Origin of the sequence: Thermogemmatispora carboxidivorans (genome assembly GCF_000702505.1) — a bacterium.
Taxonomy (GTDB): domain Bacteria; phylum Chloroflexota; class Ktedonobacteria; order Ktedonobacterales; family Ktedonobacteraceae; genus Thermogemmatispora; species Thermogemmatispora carboxidivorans.
In genome coordinates, this window is record NZ_JNIM01000001.1 from 4,401,763 (window position 1) to 4,417,657 (window position 15,895).

Here is a 15,895-nt window from a genome sequence, read left to right on the forward strand (position 1 = left end):
ACACGACTAGCTCAACAGGAGCAGCCTCTCCCCCGACTCGCTCCCGCGGCTGGGAATAAAGCGGCAGGTGTCGCTGGTTATCTTTAAACAAATGCAGCCCTATGATCTGATCATCATTGGCGCCGGCCTGGTAGGACTGGCTACGGCGCGCGAGTATCTGCGGCGCCGCCCTGGCCTGCGCCTGCTCGTGCTGGAGAAAGAGCCACGCATCGCCGCCCACCAGTCGGGACACAATAGCGGCGTGCTGCACACCGGTATCTACTATACCCCTGGCTCGCAGAAGGCCCGCGCCTGTGTGGCCGGCCATCGAGCTATGCTGGCCTTCTGCCGCGAGCACGGCCTTCCTTTCCAGCTCTGCGGCAAGGTCATTGTGGCCCTGACCAAGGAGGAGCTACCGCGCCTGCAGGCCCTCTATGAGCGCGGTCAGCGCAACGGCGTCCAGGGACTGGAATTGATCGGTCCCGAGCGCCTGCGCGAGATTGAGCCAGCAGCAGCGGGACTACGGGCCATTTACTCGCCCAATACGGGCATCGTCGATTTTACGCGCGTAGCCGCCGCCCTGGCCGAGGAGATCACCGCCCAGGGGACCAGTCTGCGCCTGAATAGCCAGGTGGTAGGTCTCTTGCCGCGCGCCGATGAAGTGGTGGTCCAGATCCGCAGCCAGGCGCCGGCAGCCTCGGGCCAGCGCCGCAGCCAGGAAGAAGAGCTAAGGGCGCGCGCCGTGATTACCTGCGCCGGCCTCTACTCCGATCGCCTGGCCCGTTTGACCGGCGACGACGGCGGCCTGCGTATCGTGCCTTTCCGCGGCGACTATTATGTGCTGCGCCCCGAAAAGCGCCAGCTGGTTCGTGGCTTGATCTACCCTGTCCCCGATCCGCGTTTCCCTTTCCTGGGGGTCCATCTAACGCTGCGACCCAACGGCGAGGTCTGGGTCGGACCGAATGCCGTACTGGCCCTGGCACGCGAGGGCTACGGTCGCTGGCAGCTACACCCGCGCGAGCTATGGGAAACCCTCAGCTACGGCGGCTTCTGGCGCCTGGCCCGCCGCTATTGGCGCATGGGCCTGGCCGAACTCTATCGCGACTACGTGAAGCGCGCCTATGTGCGCCAGGTCCAGCGCTATGTGCCCGCTCTGACAGAGGGGGACCTGCTGCCGGGACCGAGCGGCGTGCGGGCCCAGGCTTTGGCCCCCGATGGCAGCCTGGTCGACGACTTCGTGATCCGCCGCGGGCAGCGCGTCCTGCATGTGCAGAATGCGCCATCGCCGGCAGCCACCTCCTCGCTGGTGATCGCCCAGATGATCGTCGACGAGGCTCAGGCTCAGTTCGCCCTCTAGCTCGCGCTCTTCCCCACCACACCCGTAGCCTACCTCGCCAGCACGGGCTATCGATTGCGCCTGCATTGATCCCTGAAAAGACACCCCGGCCCGCGTTCTCCTGTTATAGAGTACCGAAGAGATGCAGGAGGATCGGTGATGATCACGCTTAATTCCTCAGAGCCAGCCTCGGCTCTTAGCGAACAAATCCAGACTGCTCCTGATCAAGTCCCTGGGGACCTGCAAGCAGCACCTTATGAGCGGATGCTGGCAACACTCCAGGAGATAGCAAATCAGCTTCTCCGCGTCGAACAACTCCTGCGGGCGGTCAACCTGCAGCTTGGAGAGGTACAAGAGGCCTGGCAGGGAGAGCTAGCCACGCTGAAAGGCAGGCTTCATTATCTCACTGAAGGGGGAGGCGGACCCGAGCGCCTTCACACGGTCCGCACCTCACCTCTTTCCACTGATCCCCAGCTCGGCGCAAACGCCAAAGGCGCTTCTTCGCCCGGGTTGGCCATTATCTCCCTGCAAACGCACCCCCGCTATCTTCCGTCCACTGAGGCAGGCTCAACCACTCCCCTCCCGCCGCTCTACATCACCTGCTTCGGGCGCCTCACCGTCCGACGCCTGCACGCCCAAGGGCCACTGATCCAGCTCTGTCGCAACAGTAAGGGGCAGGCCATCCTGCGCTATCTCCTGGCCCAACCACAGCAACAAGCCAGCATCGATATGCTAATGGCCGATCTGTGGCCAGATGAAGAACGCGAGACCAGCCGCCACAAGCTGCAAATCGCCGTCAGTGCCCTGCGCGCCTCCCTCAATAGGGAGCAGATCCAGTCAGGTGGCGGCTATATCCTGTACAAAGAGCAAACCTACTTGCTGAATCCTGCCGCCAGCTTCATTACCGATGTCGCCGAATTTCGGCGCCTTTTCGCCACTGGCCGTCAGGCCAGCGATAGCGCTGTCACCGCCCGCTGCTATGAACAGGCCTGCAAACTGTACAGCGGCCCTTTCCTGACTGAGGACCTTTATGCCGAATGGTCGTTCCTCACACGCGAGGAGCTGGCCCGGGTTTACCACCAAATGTGCACCTGGCTGGCCGAGTACGCCCTGCAACGCAGCGACGCTGAGGCCGCCCTGACCTGGGCCAGTCTCCTGCTAAAACTGGACCATTACGATGAAGAGGCCTACCGCAAGATGATGCGTGCTCATAGCCTCGGCGGCAGACGCAATGAGGTGCTCCGCTGCTACCGGCAATGCTGCCAGACTCTGCGGGAAGAGCTGGGACTCGAACCACTGCCCGAGACACAACGTCTCTTTGAGCAATTGCTAGGAGCCGGGACTCCCTCCCCCTTGCCATAACAGCAAGCAGAGATCACCATAGCAACCACCAGACAGGCTGGCCCCCGCCTGTCCACTCGCTCCTTCCCCCCGTCTAGTTCAAGCGCTGGATGGCATTGCTGGCAGCAGCGCAGACGAACATCGGGAAAAAGTTGCCCGGCTGCTGTCCTACCGTGACGACATCGGAAGGCGCCGCTCCCACATGCGCCACCGGATGAAGCACCTCGGGATGATCCACCAGACTAACGTACCAGACCTCATTGGTAGGAGAGCGCTCGGGCACCAGGATAGCCGTCTGCAGGCTATTGGCCCAGTGCATGAAAAAGAAAGGGGCCCCCTGACTATGGGCCAGCTGCGTGCGCACGCCCGTGGTCAGATCAAAGCGGCTCAGGGTGCCGCTGCCGTCCGGCTGCTGCTCGGTCACATAGAGCGTATGGTGATCGGAAGCTAGCAGGACCCCAATGGGATGCTGTAAATTGGAGAGCACCGTCGTCACTGTTCCGCTGTTCAGATCAATTTTGACGATACTGCCCAGCGACCCACTGTCGTTGTAGAGCGCCACATAGGCTACATTGCCATCAAGAGCGATTTGATGCGGCGCCGCCAGCCCAGAGGCCACCACAGTAGCCTGACTGCGATTGGCTCCGACCGCGAGATTGACACGGTAGAGATTGCCCCCGCGCTCGGTCAGATAGAGCGTCTGGCCGTCGGACGCCACAGCCACATCTTCAAGCAGGCCGTAGCCAGAGCCCAGCACCGAGTACGTCGGACTGCTCCCCGAGACGTTGGCCAGCAGCGAAACCTTGCCCCCATACTCGACGAAGAAGAGCCGATCACCGGCGCTGACATATTGAGCGCCGAGGGGAGTGGAGAGACCCGTGACCAGTGTCGTGACCGTCTGCGCCTGGGGTGGCGGAGGATTGGCCAGAGCGGTGGCCGTGGCATTGGCCTGGGCCGTGGCCGTGGCATTGGCCTGCGCCATCGCCGTCGCCTGGCTGCTATTCTGAGCCGCTGCGGTAGCATTGGCCTGCGCCGCCGCTGTCGCCTGGCTACTGACCGCCGCCACGGTGGCCGTGCTGGCACCCGTTTGTACCAGGGCCGTCAGGGTAGCCGCCACATTGGGGGCAGGAGTAGAGGCCACCGTCCCCGGCTTGCCCGGCAGCGGCACCAGCCCCCGAGCCAGGGCCAGCGCCCCCCCAGCGATCAGGACCACAGCCAGTAGGGCCGGGATGATCCAGGGCGGCAGCAGCGCTTTGTTGACAAACTCGCCGGCGGCACTCTGGCTACGCCGCTCGCCAAGCGCTTTCAGATGCACCTGGAAAGGAATGCGCTCCTCCCGTCCTATCAGGCGCCGCCGCTCCTGCACGCTCAGTCCGATTCGCGCTTCCCTTCCGCTATCTAGCTCCAGGGGGTTCACCCGGAAAAGGTAATGGAGCCGCTGCTCGTCGTCCTCTCCTTCCAGCTGATAGCGGGCCGGCGCGTTGCCAGCATTGGTCACCGCCAGGGTGTAGGAGGCCCGGCCCCGGCCACTGGCACGCCGCGGCTCCAGCCGCAGCGTCTCCTCACTGAAGGGCTGCACGGTCCAAACGCAGTTTGTCTGGCTGTATTCCTGGGGCAGCTCGCGCGAGCGCGCCCGAATCAAGACATGGTATTGACCGGCGCGATACGACGGATGACGCGCAACATTGATGGTCAGGGTGACTGTCTCTTGCATGCCAGGATTGAGCTGCACTTCCTGCCCGGCGCCGTGCAGCCATTCGGCAGGAACGCCGTCGACCGTCGGCGTGAACCAGTCAACGGTACTTCCCATGTTGGTCAGGGTGAGCTGCACGGTGGCCGTCTGGCCCGGCACCAGTGTCAGCGTCTTGGGCGAGGCTACCAGGCCAATGCGCTCCGAGACCAGCGAGGCCGGCCCCTGGCTGCTCGCTGTGTTGGCAACGGTAGGCGTGGCATAGTTGGCATAGGTGCTGCTCCCCATGCCCGCAGGCCGGCTGGCACCAGGAAGAGGAGCCGGCCCCGCGCCTGAACGGACGAAGGTCGCTGGGGGACTGGCCCCCTCCAGGCGCAGCCAGAAGGGACCAAGGCGGACCATCTGCCGCTCCTGCCAGACCTGGCTGACCTGCGGCATGAGACGCACCCCCTCTAGCAGGGTGCCGTTGCTCGATCCCAGATCCTGAACCCGCACTTCTTTGCCGTCCCAGGTGATACGCAGGTGCTGGCGCGAGACCTGCTTCGAGAGCAGGACAATGTCGCTCCCTTCCTGGCGGCCTACAATGATGCCCGCCGGCCTGACTTCAACGACCTGCAGCGTACGCCCGCTTTCATCGATGACGCGCACTCGCGGCACATCGCTGTAGCCCGGCATGGTGGAAATCGTGGGCGGCGCCGGGAGCGCCGACGGCGAGGCCGGCGCTTCCAGGGTGGTACGCGTCTGCAAACTCGCTTGCTGCGGCCCAGGCTCCGAGGGCATAGCTAAGGCCGAAGCCCCCTCCCCTCTCCCGCCCAGCACATTCTGCAGGGCATTCGCCAGCGCTTGCCCAGTGGCAAAGCGCTCCTCCGGCTTCTTGGCCAGACAGCACATGACAATCTCTTCAAGGATGGAGGGAAGTTCAGGCCGCAGCTCACGCGGACGCGGCGGCGTGGCGTTGACATGCTTGTAGATGGCGTCGGCTACACCGCTGATCTGAAAAGGCAGGGAGCCAGTGAGCATCTCGTAAAGGACGACCCCAAGGGCATAGAGATCACTGCGGCCATCAATCGTCTTGGCTCCAAGACACTGCTCGGGCGACATGTAAGCCAGCGTCCCCATCGGTGTGCCGGTGACTGTCTCAACTCCTCCCTCTACCAGACGCGCTAGCCCGAAATCGCTGATCTTGACCAGATAGTGCCCACGCCCAGGCTCCGAGCCGGCCAGACGGCGCAATAGAAGATTCGCCGGCTTGATGTCGCGGTGCACCACCTGCAGGGCATGGGCCGCCGCTAAACCCTGGGCAATCTGGATGCCCAGCATGAGCACTTGCGGCAGCGGTAAACGCTTCTCTCCCTGCCGCTTGAGCAGAGCACTGAGTGCCCCATCTCCCATGTATTCCATGACCATATAGAGCAGACCATTGTCATCACCATAGTCGTAAATCTCAACGATGTTGGGATGATGCAGGGCTGCCGCCGCTTTGGCTTCCTGTAAAAAGCGAGCGCGAAAGTCCGGGCGCGCCGCGAAGCTGGGCAACATGACCTTGATGGCCGCTGGCCGGTCAAGCAGCTGGTGTACGCCGCGAAAGACCTGTCCCATTCCTCCCGCCCCCAGCACCGCCTCAATCCGATACTGGCCGACGGTCCGACCTATGTACTCTTCGTTCATCATGGGATGACCTCCAGTATGTACCCGGCATGCGCTGGCTTGTGTAATTGAATTAGCTCTTCCAGAAAGGCACGATCCACTTTCTCAGCTCCTGCCGCCGGGGTCAGCCTGACACGCACGTGAAAGACAAATGGTTCTTCCGGCTTCTCAAAGATCTCAGGCTGTAAGCCAGTGCAGACCTCAATCATGCGCTTGAGTCCATAGAGGGTGCCGCGCCAGCTATAGAGTTCCCAGGCTTCGGCCAGCAGACGTCGCTGACGAGCCTCCGGCCAGTGGGGATTGAGCGGAATGTCCAGCCAGCTCGCCAGCCAGGGCAGAAAGCGCGTTGGACAAGTGCGCGCATCAAAGTACATCTCAATATGATCCTGGCGCTGCTCCAATGGCTCCCAGAGGTCTTCAAAGATGTGGAGAAAACGCTGCAGAAAATCACTCTCCTGGTAGATGTCGGGGAGATAGCGCAGATAGAGGCCACCGATACTCGGCCCAGCTGGCGTGCTCTGAGGCACAACGGGTCGCGCCGCTGAGCGCTGCGGTGCGGCAGTTGTTGGAGGTCGCTCCTCTGCTGCTCTCTTTTCGGCCTCAGCCGGCCCGGCTGCCGGAGGCACCGCTGCGGTCTTCGGAGGCTGCTCCAGCGCTGGCGTCGGCAGGCGCGGAGCCGTTCCCGCCTCGGCCTCATAGGTGAGCAGATAAGGGCCAATCTGAAAGCTCGCCCCTTCGCGCAGCAGGTAGGGCTGATGCGGGAGCAGGCGCTGCTGACCCACCAGGGTCCCGTTCGAGCTGCCCAGGTCCGTCAGAATGCAGCCCTGGGGCGTCAAGCGTAGCTCAGCATGATGGCGCGAGATGATCTGATGATCAAGCATCAGGTCGCTCTCGGGTCCTCGCCCAATGCGCAGCACCGGCGTCGTCAGCGGCACCGTCTTGATGATGTCGCCCTGCAGGCGGACAACAAGCTGTGGCGTGGCCATCTCTCTCAGCGCACCTTTATCTGATGTTGCCCAGAACAGATGAGACCGTGACGGGGAATCTGGACCGTCTGCTGATTCGCCGGCAAGGGCTTCTCCGCCGCTCCCCCTTCGCCAACGCTGACGACAAGATTCTCCACATACTCTACATGCTCAATACGTTGCAAAAGTCCGTATAGCTCGGAGCGATTGAGCGCGCGCCCAAAGGGCCAGCCGTTGCCGCGCGGCCCTCCAACATAGGGATTGAGGTAGCGCCGCAGGGCCTCTTGGGCCTCTTGCTGGACCTCCTCGATGAGAGCAGGGTCGCTGTGTTCGGCGACGCGCAGTTCGGCCTGGATCGAGACACTCACATAGTGGGGCGAATGGACCTCCAGGGCGGTGCCGAGCAGACGCCGAGGCTGGAGATAGGAGAGCACGGCGCTGCGTAGCTCGGCGGAGAGCGCCAGCTGTTCCGGCACCAGGGGGCCTTCGGGCTGATCGACCTGGGGAAGGATGATGACAAAGACCTGCCCTGGACGTGGATCACCACGCCCGCCCGGCTGGGGGCCTGGAGCCAGACAGCGCGCGCGCGCTACCCCAGGTACCTGACAGGCCAGATACTCGTAATCGTCGGCGGTCACGGCGCGAGTGCGCGCGCGTAGCTTCTGAGGGGCCCGCAGTCTGGCCTCTTCCAGGCTCTGGGCATCGCGCCCACCAACGGCGGCGGTCCGGTTGGTAACATGGGCCACATAGGGGATCGAGGTCTTGAGAACCGTCAGGGTGCCACGCGCGACGTTGCCGACCACGCCTCCCCCGTAGCGATAGCGCTTGAAGACCAGCAGGCTCCCTTTCTCAGGGACACGGCCAAAGCGGTAGACGGTGCCGTCGGGTTGCAGGAGGGCTGGCCCGAGTGTGAGCGTGCCGTCGAGCTTATCGAGGGTGAAATGGCGATCGTCAGGGCCGGATTCGGCAAAGTCTTCGACTTCGTGCCAGATCTGGGGCTTGCCGCCCGGCGGCTCGCTGACCAGGTATTCTTGTTGTGGATCAAGGGCCAGAATGGGGGTATGCTGGAGCTGAAAGACCTGGCCCGGGGTGCCATCGCTGACCCCAAGCACTTCCTCTTTGACAGTGATGGCATGGCGCGCACTGACGGTCCCGCCGCGCGCCTCGACGCGCAGCCGGCGCAGCACCGGCGAAACCTGGTAGGACCCCGGCCCTCCCTGGGCTTCGGTCAGTCGGCAGCGCAGCCAGTAGCCAGTGACGCCCGCAAACTCGCTGCGCACCATCTCTGGCAGATGGAGGATGATCTCACCGGTTTCGTTGAAGCCGCCAGTGCCATCGTACTCTAGCTCGCAATCCACCCAGCGCGCGGCCCGCCCCTGCCAGACCTGCCAGGTCAGCGGCGGCTTCGTCGGGTCGACGCCCGCCCCACCAGCGCGCTCGCAGTCCACCACCAGGGCCAGCAGATGATTGCTCAGGTCGTTCTCAAAAGCGAGTAGAAAGGCATCGCCCGGCGCCGGCTTCTGCGGAAAGAGGGCTACGCGCTTCTCGCGCCCACGTGCCCCTTCGGGCGGCAGGTTGTGGCGTAGCCAGTTGCTACCCTGACTGGCGTTGCGCGTGAAGGTGTCGATGAGCCGCGGCGGACGAACGGTCAGCGGCTGCTCCGTGGTGAAGATGATGGCCGGGCTGCTCTCGGTGCGTACGGTGGCGACTTCGGTGTCGGCGGGAATGGTGATCTCCGTCAGCTGCGCCGCGGATAGATAAAAGGTGACAGGGACCGTCGCCGCTCGCGGTGGCTCCAGCCGAATGCCGATCAGCTCCAGAAATTTGATATAGTTCTTGTCCGGTACCTGGTTGACGCGATAGAGCAACATATCGGTCATCCAGGCGAAGAGTTCGATCAGGGTCACGCCCGGGTCGCTGACGTTGTGGTCGGTCCACTCGCGACAATAGTGGGGGATGAGCAGCTTGGCCTGATCAACGATATCTTGAAAGTGGCGATCGTCTAGCTTTGGCGCAGGCAGCGGCATGATGACTAGCCCTCCCTCTCCCTCTGGCCAGCCGCTTCCACCGACCCGCTCTCGCCTTCCCCAGGAATGCGGTAGAAGGGAAAGACAAGCGAGCGGCGGTCATGGGTGGCCTTGATCTCATATTCGATGTCGATGAGCAGGCGCCCCGGTTCGGCAGGATCGGGGCGCGCCTCCACGCCGAGGACGCTGATGCGCGGCTCCCACATGCCCAAGGCTTCTTCAACGTAATAGGCGGCCAGGCCACAAGTGGTGGCGTTGTTGGGTGCGAACAGCAGTTCATGAATCTGACAACCGAATTCAGGCCGCATCACCCGCTGCCCTTTGGGGGTTAGCAGGATAATACGGATGGCCTCCTCGATATCGCGTTCCTGCCGTGTCAGAGCAATACGCCCGTGCGCATCGATGTGAATCGGGAATGCCCAGCCGGTTCCAAGAAAATCGCGCATAGTGCTCGTTCCTCTCTTTTCGTTGACCTCGCGGCTCGGTGCAGCTTTGCCTTGGTCTGCCCTGCCTGTCTGCCTGCCGATACCGGCGGCTCGCCACAGTCGGCTCCGGCCCTGTGCCCGTCTCCTAGCCGATGAACACGGTGCCAGTGGCCACGACGGTTCCCACTGGCATATCGGTGGGATCGTTGCAGGTCATGGCGGTCTCTCCGTTGCGCGCCGCCGGCTTGCCATTGATCAAGACGGTAGCGCTGCCGGTGAGAATCACCCCGCGATTGGTCGGGGGACGCTGGAAGAGGCCACCCTGGGGAATATGGGGCGGGATGTTGTCGGCGGTGCTTCCCTGGGTGGCCGCTGGCAGCCCCATGATCATGACATTCGGGCTAAGATTGCCGTTAATGATACCTGTAAAGGGATGCGGCAGAGGTGTTGGTAGTGTTCCCCCCGGTGAGGGGATCAGGACAATGTGGGTGTCAATAGCGGTGATCTGGTCACCCTGTTTGGCTGCCGGCTGCCCCATATTCTTCATGCCTCCTCTGTGGTCCCTGCTCTGTGCCTTGTCCATGCTGTTTTCAGGAAAACGCGCCACTGCGGCATAATTTCGGGATGCCTTTTCTCTGCCGGGAGCAGGCCCGTGCCCGGTCCCGGCGTCAGCCCTGGATCTTTCCTCAGTTGAGATTGATGGTTGTGCCCTTAACGGTGACGACGCCGGCGCCGCCATCGATGCTAATGCCCTGTCCCTTGAGCTGGACCTGTCCCTGAGCTTCCAGGGAGAGGCTTCCCTGAGCCTTCAGGCTGATACTGCCCTGAACGCTGATCTGCAGGCTGTTGGCGGCAGTGTCGATCTTGATGCTGTTCCCCGCGCTATCGCTGATGGTGATGCCGCCGCCTCCTTCGCTGTCGTCTAGAGTGATGAGGTGCCCAGTGCGCGAGCGCAGGAGGCGCTTCTGTACGCGGCCTCCGCTGGTGACCCGCGGCTCCGGCGGTTTGTCCTGGCCATTCCAGAGGCCGCCCAGGATGTAGGGGTGCTGGATGTCTCCTTCTAGAAAGCCGACCAGGACCTCGTCGTTGATCTCGGGCAGGAACTGGATGCCGCGCTGAGCGCCGCCTCCGGGGACAACGACACGCGCCCAACCGCTGGCGTGCTCCTCGGAGAGGGCCGGATATTTGACCTTCACTCTGCCCAGGCCAGCGGGATCATCATTGTCGGTGACGACGCCGATGACCAGGCCCAGGCCCGCAGCGAGAGGCCCGACCGAGGGGGTCGAGGAGGTCGCAGTGACCTGGTGCTGATCGCCGCTGAGCAGGTTCAGTAAGGTTGCAGGTTGGTAGCCACTGACGCTGAAGCGGGTGATATAGCCCTGACGGGCACTGTAGCTATGCAGGGTGCTGGTGACAAAGTAGGTGCCGCTGAAGCGCGTGCCCACTGCTTTGATGCGCACACTGATTCCTGCTACCAGGGCGGGCTGACCGGCGCAGGCTCCTTCAGCTTCGATAAAGCGCCCGGCGGCACGGTCGGCTACTGCCTGTGCCAGGCGATCTGCCTCGGCCTGTGTGCGCACTGACCCCGCGGCGACCAGGGCTTCCGCTGTCAGTTGAAATGCCTGCTGAACCAGCTCGCCCCCGCTCTGCTCTTGCCCAACCTGGGGCGTCCCCCGTCCGTTCTGCGCCTGGCTGACAACGGCTCGCCGCTGCTCGGGGTCCCAGCCGCGTACAGTGACTTTGCTGAGCTGGCCGATGGTCGTCAGGCGGGGGGTGAATTCGTGCAGGTTGACCCCCCACTCTAGTTCAAGCTGGCTCCCCCCGTTCGCGAGCGGCTCCACGTGGAGGGTCTTCCCCTGGACGTAGAGCAGGCAGCCCAGGGCCGCCGCTCTGCGCTGCAGAAACGCCAGATTGCTTTCGTTGCCCTGCAAGATATAGTCATGGACCTGGCCGCCGACCGCGACTTTCGCCTGCAGTCCGGCCTCCGCTGCCAGTTTCCTGATCAGGTCCTCATCGCTGACGTTGACAAAGGAGCGTACCCGACTCCCGCGTCCCAGACGGTGCAGGCGATCAAAGGCGCGAATGATCAATTGTTGGTTGCTGGCGTCAAAGGATGGCTCGATCTCGACGATTTCGCCATCGAAGAGCAGCTTCGTTTGTCGCCCGCTGTGGGCTTCGATCTGGACGCTCTTGCCGGGCAGAAGGCTGGAGTCATCGACCCAGTGCAGGCGCGTGTCGTGCAGGACGATGGTGGCGACGTCCGGCAGGTGGAGGCTGTTTTCGACGGTGACCTCCAGCAGGTCGCTCATGAAGTCCGGTGCAACGTCAGCGCCTCCAATTTTGATGGAGAGCAGGCTGAGCAGATTTTCATTCTGTGGCATTGGGGATCTCCAGCAGTTGGCCTGGCATGAGCTGGCGCACACGGGTCAGGCGGTTAGCTTCGGCGATCAGGCGCCAGAGGTTGGGGTCACCGTACTCTTTGTAGGCGATCCAGGCCAGGGTGTCCCCTTCACAGACGCGCCAGACGCGCTCTCCTCCCACTCCTCCCGAAGTGGGATTGGTCGCCGGGTAGTCGTCTTTGTCCTGCACTTGTTGAAAGGTGACGTCCAGGGTGGAGCGCACCGGCGTGCCATCGGGCAGGAAGAGGGTGAAGCGCTCGCGGACATTGGTGATGACGGCTTTGAAGCTCCAGACGGCTCCCCACTGGAAGCTGACGACCGGAGGCCGTCCTTTCTTGTGTTTGGCTCCTCCTCCTCGACCGCCCAGCGGCCCAAGCGCCGGATCAACTTTCATCATGTTCCAGATTTTTTCGGTGTAGGCTTTGCGGACGTCTTTAGGGCCACCCCCCTCGCCACCGCTTTTGATATTGGTGTAGGTGTCAAAGAAGAGCTGCATCTGCAGCGTGGTGGGCTGGCCGCTGCCAAATTCCAGGCGGGCAATGTTGGTCCCCTTGCTCTCTTTAGCGGTCCACGAGTTCTGCTTGCTAAAGGTGTATTCTTTGGGATTAAACATGCATTCGACGCTGCTGCCGTGATCGTGATCGACAATGGTGGCCAGCGCCAGCGGACTGCTTTGCATGGCTGCTCTCCTTCCTTAACTGCCGTGCTCACTTTTATGAGAGGAGGCGGCGCTGCTCGACGCTCAGGCGGCGCTTGAGCAGGGTGTAGACCTGGCGCGCCAGGGCGTCAAGGTCCGGCTCCGGTGGGCGAGCGCCTGGCGTGGCTGACTGCCCTTCGCCCTGGCCGCCGACAGGTGTGGCCAGGCTGCGTTCGACGCCGGCGCGGCTGACGCCACTGTGCTCCGCCAGAGCGGCGCTCTCGGTCGCTGAGGTGCCAAGCGGCTGGCTGGGCATGATCGCCGGGGACAGCGGCGCGCGCGGCGCCGAAGAAAGGCTTGCGCCTGGCATGCTCTCGTCCGCAGCTGGGCCGTTGGAAGAAGCTGGCGCGGTCAGCCAGGCCGGCAGCGGCTCCCAGGGTGCCGGCAGCTTACCCCAGATGCCTCGCTCCCGCTCTTCGGTCTGGCCGCCGTTGCTGGCGACAGGCGAAGCCGGCGCAGTCATGGACGCTGCAGGCTCCGACATTGGCGGCTCTGTTGGCTCTGACAGGGCCATCGGAGCAGTCACTGCGAAAGCGGTCTGCGCCTGTCGACGAACTCGCCGTTCGACGGTGATGGCCAGCTGCTCCTCGTCAAGGTGGGTCGCCGCTTCGGCATGCTGCTCCATGTCGGGGGAGGATGCCGGCAGCGAGCGCATGATTGGTGGCAGGAAGCGCGGCCTGCGACGGCGCATGATATGTGTCAGCTCGTGAGCCAGGAGGCCGAGGCCCTCTGGCGTGGTTTGCTCCTGCTGAGGCGCCAGCTCGACCGTGTCCGCATCGCTGAGGGCGGCGGCAGCCAGAGCCTCTGTGGCGTGCGCTGCCTGGGCATCGCGATAGAGCGCGACCTCCGCCAGGTCGATGCCGACGAGCGGCTTGAGGAAGCGGCGGGCAGCGAGGGCGGGTGGCTCTGGGCTACGCGCCGCAGCAGCAGATACGCCAGCTCCTGTGCTCGCTGTCGGGCCCCCGCCTGGAGCGAGTAGCGGCGAGACCTGCCTCAGAGCGGGCGTGCTGCTACGCTCTCTACTCACCCTGTCTGCTCTCGTCCGAGCTGGCAGCGGCTGCTCACTGGCGCCGCCCGGCCCTCTCTCCGGGAAGCCAGGAGAGTCCGGGGCAGGTGCTGGCCCTGGTCTCGCCATCGCCTGCTCCTGCTCACGCCGGGCTTGCTCAACCAGACGCCGGAACCAGCTCTGTGGCGAGCGTTCTGCCTCGTCCTGATGCGGCCTGAATAGCTGCGCTGCCTCATTGGACAGTTCCGGCGCTGCAGCTACCTCGGAGATTGACCCGGGGGACGCTGGCAGACTCTGGCTGACCCTGGCGAGGTCGCTCTCTGATGCAGGGAGCGCGATAGTATCATACGCTGTATGAGGGATACCTTGCTCGATGACATGTGCGCGGCTTGCAAGGCGTTCCGAAGGCAGCGTGGTCAGAGGGGCGGTCTCCTGCTGCTGGCGCTCGTCTGGCCTGGACGGGGCCGCCAGCGCCTCTTCGTCGGCGGCCTCAGCCTCCCAGCCCTGATCTTCCTCCGTAGCTGGCGCCGGCGCTGCCTCTGCTGGGGCTAGCGGCTCTGGAGGCCAGGCGGCGGCAGGCGCTTGCTTCCCGTCCGAAGGAAGGGGGGCCGCCACTAGCGGTGGCGTCTCGTCGATGGGTTGTCGGGCAGCCAGCAGGTGCGGAGACCAGGACCAGAGCGGCTGCCTTGTTGCCAGAGGCTGCCGGGGTCGGTCATCGGCGGCCAGGGCTGTCAGGCCAAGGGCCACCGCCAGAGTGCGGTGTCGCTCCAGGGAGGCCCGCAGCGGCAAGGCCGGCCTGAGAGAGAGCAGCCGCTGGCGGCGGCGCAGAGCGGTCAGCAGCAGGTGTCGACGCACAATAGTCCTCCTCTGTCTCAGCCAGTCGGATTCTCGCTCAGCCCAGCGTCATGCCTTCGTGGGCCAGCTCCAGGGTCTCAATGGCCGCCGCGTTGTCCGGCGCGCGCAGCTGGGGCCCGACCCATTTTACCGGGTAGGCGTTCAGAAAATTCCAGCGCATCAGCTCGTTGCCCGCCACGTCATACATGACCACTGAGATATGGCGACGCTTGAGACGCCCGCAGGCCACATCGGCCAGCCAGCGATAGAACTCGTTGGAAGTGGTCAGGCCGCGCTTGAGCGTCAGATTGCTCACTTTGGTAAAGCCGGGCAGGCGATAGACAAAGCCGTTATTGCCGCCTTCCTGGTACTCCATGATGTCCATCTCGACTTGCAGGCCGCTGACCTCGGTAAAGACGCCCTGGGCCTGGCCCTCGAAGAGGACATAGAAGCGGCAACCCGGATAGGCTTCGGTGGCCATCAGCTCTTCACCTCCCGCGCCTCAGAGGATACCTCGGCCCCCGCTGTCCACGGGCCTGGGAGAGACGTACCTCCTGAAGCAGCAACTGATAGACCTTCTCCACCAGCCGCTCGATGTCAATGGCAGCACCGGCGCTCTCGTGGGCAGGCAGGCCGGCGGCAGCAGCGCCGGCAGCCTGCTGATCAGAGGCTGGTAGATCTGTCATCAGCTTCACCACCTTCTGTCAGGTCGAGTGCGAAACGCAGGCCGCAGCGGGGACACTGCGTCTCGACGAGCGTCGTGCCCACTTCGTTAATCTGGACATAGAGCTGCTGCAGATAGGCGAGATCGGCGGAAAAGAGTCCTTCGATCACGCTGACGTCAACGGGATGGAGATCGCCCAGGCGCGTCACGACCCGGCTGAGGACCAGGATGGTCAGATAGGCCTCGTTAGCGCGCACTCGCGCATCTTGCAGCGGCTCGATCTCATCGAGGGCGGTCGCCAGGCGCATTGTCCCTTGCCGATGAAGGTTTCCGCGTGCGTCGACGTAGCCGCAGGGCAGGGTAAAGGGAAACTCGGTCTGCAACATCGTTGTCTTGGCTCCCTGAGCGTGCCACCGGGCCTTAGCTCACGCGCTCGTAGCCCTCGTGGGTAATCTCCAGCTCCTCGATGGCAACTTCGTTGTTGCTGGCATTGGCGCTGGGACCGGTCAGCTTGCTCGGCCAGGCATTGACGAAGTTCCAGCGCGCCACCGGCTCACCCTGCTGATTGTACATAGTGATGGTTCCGTTCTTGCGCGCCTCTTCGATCTTGCCCTGCTCGACAAGCTTGCGCCACTGCCACATATCCATTGAGTCAGTAATGCCGCGCTTGAGTGTGATGTTATTCCATTTGAGACGGCCCGGCACCTTTTTGATGACAAACTCGCCACGCGGCCCGCTGGCTTTGTACTCGACGACCTCATTCTCGCTGCCCAGGCCGGTGCACTCGCGGAAGGCGCCGACAATCTGGCCTTGAAATTCGACGCCAAACCATGATGAGACCAACGGATCTTTCTCTGCCATGCCTTCTTCCTCCTTTGGCCTTCA

The 15,895-nt window shown here is 63.5% G+C and carries 14 protein-coding genes; 2 read left to right on the forward strand and 12 right to left on the reverse strand.

Annotation, left to right across the window (positions count from 1 at the left end; all coding sequences use genetic code 11):
- Positions 1 to 91: 91 nt before the first annotated feature.
- Together lhgO and N688_RS17295 are read left to right on the forward strand one after the other, a co-directional pair.
- The gene (lhgO, locus tag N688_RS17290; RefSeq protein WP_052890449.1) at positions 92 to 1,336 is read left to right on the forward strand and encodes an L-2-hydroxyglutarate oxidase; all 1,245 of its coding nucleotides are present in this window, start codon (positions 92 to 94) and stop codon (positions 1,334 to 1,336) included.
- Positions 1,337 to 1,474: 138 nt separating this feature from the next.
- Entirely contained in the window at positions 1,475 to 2,677 is a 1,203-nt protein-coding gene (locus N688_RS17295) for an AfsR/SARP family transcriptional regulator (RefSeq protein WP_052890450.1), read from the forward strand.
- A 73-nt stretch (positions 2,678 to 2,750) separates the two neighbouring features.
- Here the strand turns inward: N688_RS17295 and N688_RS17300 are convergent, their stop codons facing one another.
- From N688_RS17300 to N688_RS17355, 12 genes are all read right to left on the reverse strand, one after another.
- On the reverse strand, positions 2,751 to 6,017 hold the full coding sequence (locus N688_RS17300; protein ID WP_081838955.1) for an FHA domain-containing serine/threonine-protein kinase: 3,267 nt from the start codon (positions 6,015 to 6,017) through the stop codon (positions 2,751 to 2,753).
- The gene (locus N688_RS17305) at positions 6,014 to 6,979 is read right to left on the reverse strand and encodes a phage tail protein I (protein WP_052890452.1); all 966 of its coding nucleotides are present in this window, start codon (positions 6,977 to 6,979) and stop codon (positions 6,014 to 6,016) included. The genes N688_RS17300 and N688_RS17305 overlap by 4 nt, the downstream gene beginning before the upstream one ends.
- A gap of 5 nt (positions 6,980 to 6,984) precedes the next feature.
- Positions 6,985 to 8,985, reverse strand: a complete 2,001-nt coding sequence (locus N688_RS17310; protein WP_052890453.1) for a putative baseplate assembly protein — start codon at positions 8,983 to 8,985, stop codon at positions 6,985 to 6,987.
- A gap of 5 nt (positions 8,986 to 8,990) precedes the next feature.
- Positions 8,991 to 9,431, reverse strand: coding sequence for a GPW/gp25 family protein (locus N688_RS17315; protein ID WP_052890454.1), 441 nt, complete (start codon positions 9,429 to 9,431; stop codon positions 8,991 to 8,993).
- Positions 9,432 to 9,555: 124 nt separating this feature from the next.
- Positions 9,556 to 9,948, reverse strand: a complete 393-nt coding sequence (locus N688_RS17320) for a PAAR domain-containing protein (RefSeq protein WP_052890455.1) — start codon at positions 9,946 to 9,948, stop codon at positions 9,556 to 9,558.
- Between the two features lie 148 nt (positions 9,949 to 10,096).
- Positions 10,097 to 11,791: a VgrG-related protein gene (locus N688_RS17325; RefSeq protein WP_052890456.1), complete on the reverse strand. Its 1,695-nt coding sequence runs from the start codon at positions 11,789 to 11,791 to the stop codon at positions 10,097 to 10,099.
- Positions 11,778 to 12,488 carry a CIS tube protein gene (locus N688_RS17330; protein ID WP_052890457.1) on the reverse strand — a complete coding sequence of 237 codons (711 nt, stop codon included), beginning with the start codon at positions 12,486 to 12,488 and terminating at the stop codon, positions 11,778 to 11,780. The genes N688_RS17325 and N688_RS17330 overlap by 14 nt, the downstream gene beginning before the upstream one ends.
- A 34-nt stretch (positions 12,489 to 12,522) precedes the next feature.
- Entirely contained in the window at positions 12,523 to 14,367 is a 1,845-nt protein-coding gene (locus tag N688_RS17335) for an eCIS core domain-containing protein (RefSeq protein ID WP_052890458.1), read from the reverse strand.
- A gap of 37 nt (positions 14,368 to 14,404) precedes the next feature.
- Positions 14,405 to 14,827, reverse strand: a complete 423-nt coding sequence (locus N688_RS17340; protein ID WP_052890459.1) for a phage tail protein — start codon at positions 14,825 to 14,827, stop codon at positions 14,405 to 14,407.
- Positions 14,828 to 14,834: 7 nt separating this feature from the next.
- Positions 14,835 to 15,032: a hypothetical protein gene (locus tag N688_RS17345; RefSeq protein WP_052890460.1), complete on the reverse strand. Its 198-nt coding sequence runs from the start codon at positions 15,030 to 15,032 to the stop codon at positions 14,835 to 14,837.
- A complete protein-coding gene (locus N688_RS17350) occupies positions 15,010 to 15,396 on the reverse strand; it encodes a hypothetical protein (RefSeq protein WP_052890461.1) in 387 nt (128 codons plus the stop codon). The genes N688_RS17345 and N688_RS17350 overlap by 23 nt, the downstream gene beginning before the upstream one ends.
- Positions 15,397 to 15,430: 34 nt before the next feature.
- Entirely contained in the window at positions 15,431 to 15,871 is a 441-nt protein-coding gene (locus N688_RS17355) for a phage tail protein (protein ID WP_052890462.1), read from the reverse strand.
- Positions 15,872 to 15,895 lie beyond the last annotated feature (24 nt).

What these genes read in the sequence shown, in the direction of transcription:
- N688_RS17320 (WP_052890455.1), bottom strand. Translation starts at nt 9,948, where the DNA reads ATGGGGCAGCCGGCAGCCAAACAGGGTGACCAGATCACCGCTATTGAC.
- N688_RS17300 (WP_081838955.1), bottom strand. Translation starts at nt 6,017, where the DNA reads ATGATGAACGAAGAGTACATAGGTCGGACCGTCGGCCAGTATCGGATT.
- N688_RS17310 (WP_052890453.1), bottom strand. Translation starts at nt 8,985, where the DNA reads ATGCCGCTGCCTGCGCCAAAGCTAGACGATCGCCACTTTCAAGATATC.
- N688_RS17295 (WP_052890450.1), top strand. Translation starts at nt 1,475, where the DNA reads ATGATCACGCTTAATTCCTCAGAGCCAGCCTCGGCTCTTAGCGAACAA.
- N688_RS17325 (WP_052890456.1), bottom strand. Translation starts at nt 11,791, where the DNA reads ATGCCACAGAATGAAAATCTGCTCAGCCTGCTCTCCATCAAAATTGGA.
- N688_RS17340 (WP_052890459.1), bottom strand. Translation starts at nt 14,827, where the DNA reads ATGGCCACCGAAGCCTATCCGGGTTGCCGCTTCTATGTCCTCTTCGAG.
- N688_RS17330 (WP_052890457.1), bottom strand. Translation starts at nt 12,488, where the DNA reads ATGCAAAGCAGTCCGCTGGCGCTGGCCACCATTGTCGATCACGATCAC.
- N688_RS17315 (WP_052890454.1), bottom strand. Translation starts at nt 9,431, where the DNA reads ATGCGCGATTTTCTTGGAACCGGCTGGGCATTCCCGATTCACATCGAT.
- N688_RS17305 (WP_052890452.1), bottom strand. Translation starts at nt 6,979, where the DNA reads ATGGCCACGCCACAGCTTGTTGTCCGCCTGCAGGGCGACATCATCAAG.
- N688_RS17345 (WP_052890460.1), bottom strand. Translation starts at nt 15,032, where the DNA reads ATGACAGATCTACCAGCCTCTGATCAGCAGGCTGCCGGCGCTGCTGCC.
- N688_RS17355 (WP_052890462.1), bottom strand. Translation starts at nt 15,871, where the DNA reads ATGGCAGAGAAAGATCCGTTGGTCTCATCATGGTTTGGCGTCGAATTT.
- lhgO (WP_052890449.1), top strand. Translation starts at nt 92, where the DNA reads ATGCAGCCCTATGATCTGATCATCATTGGCGCCGGCCTGGTAGGACTG.
- N688_RS17350 (WP_052890461.1), bottom strand. Translation starts at nt 15,396, where the DNA reads ATGTTGCAGACCGAGTTTCCCTTTACCCTGCCCTGCGGCTACGTCGAC.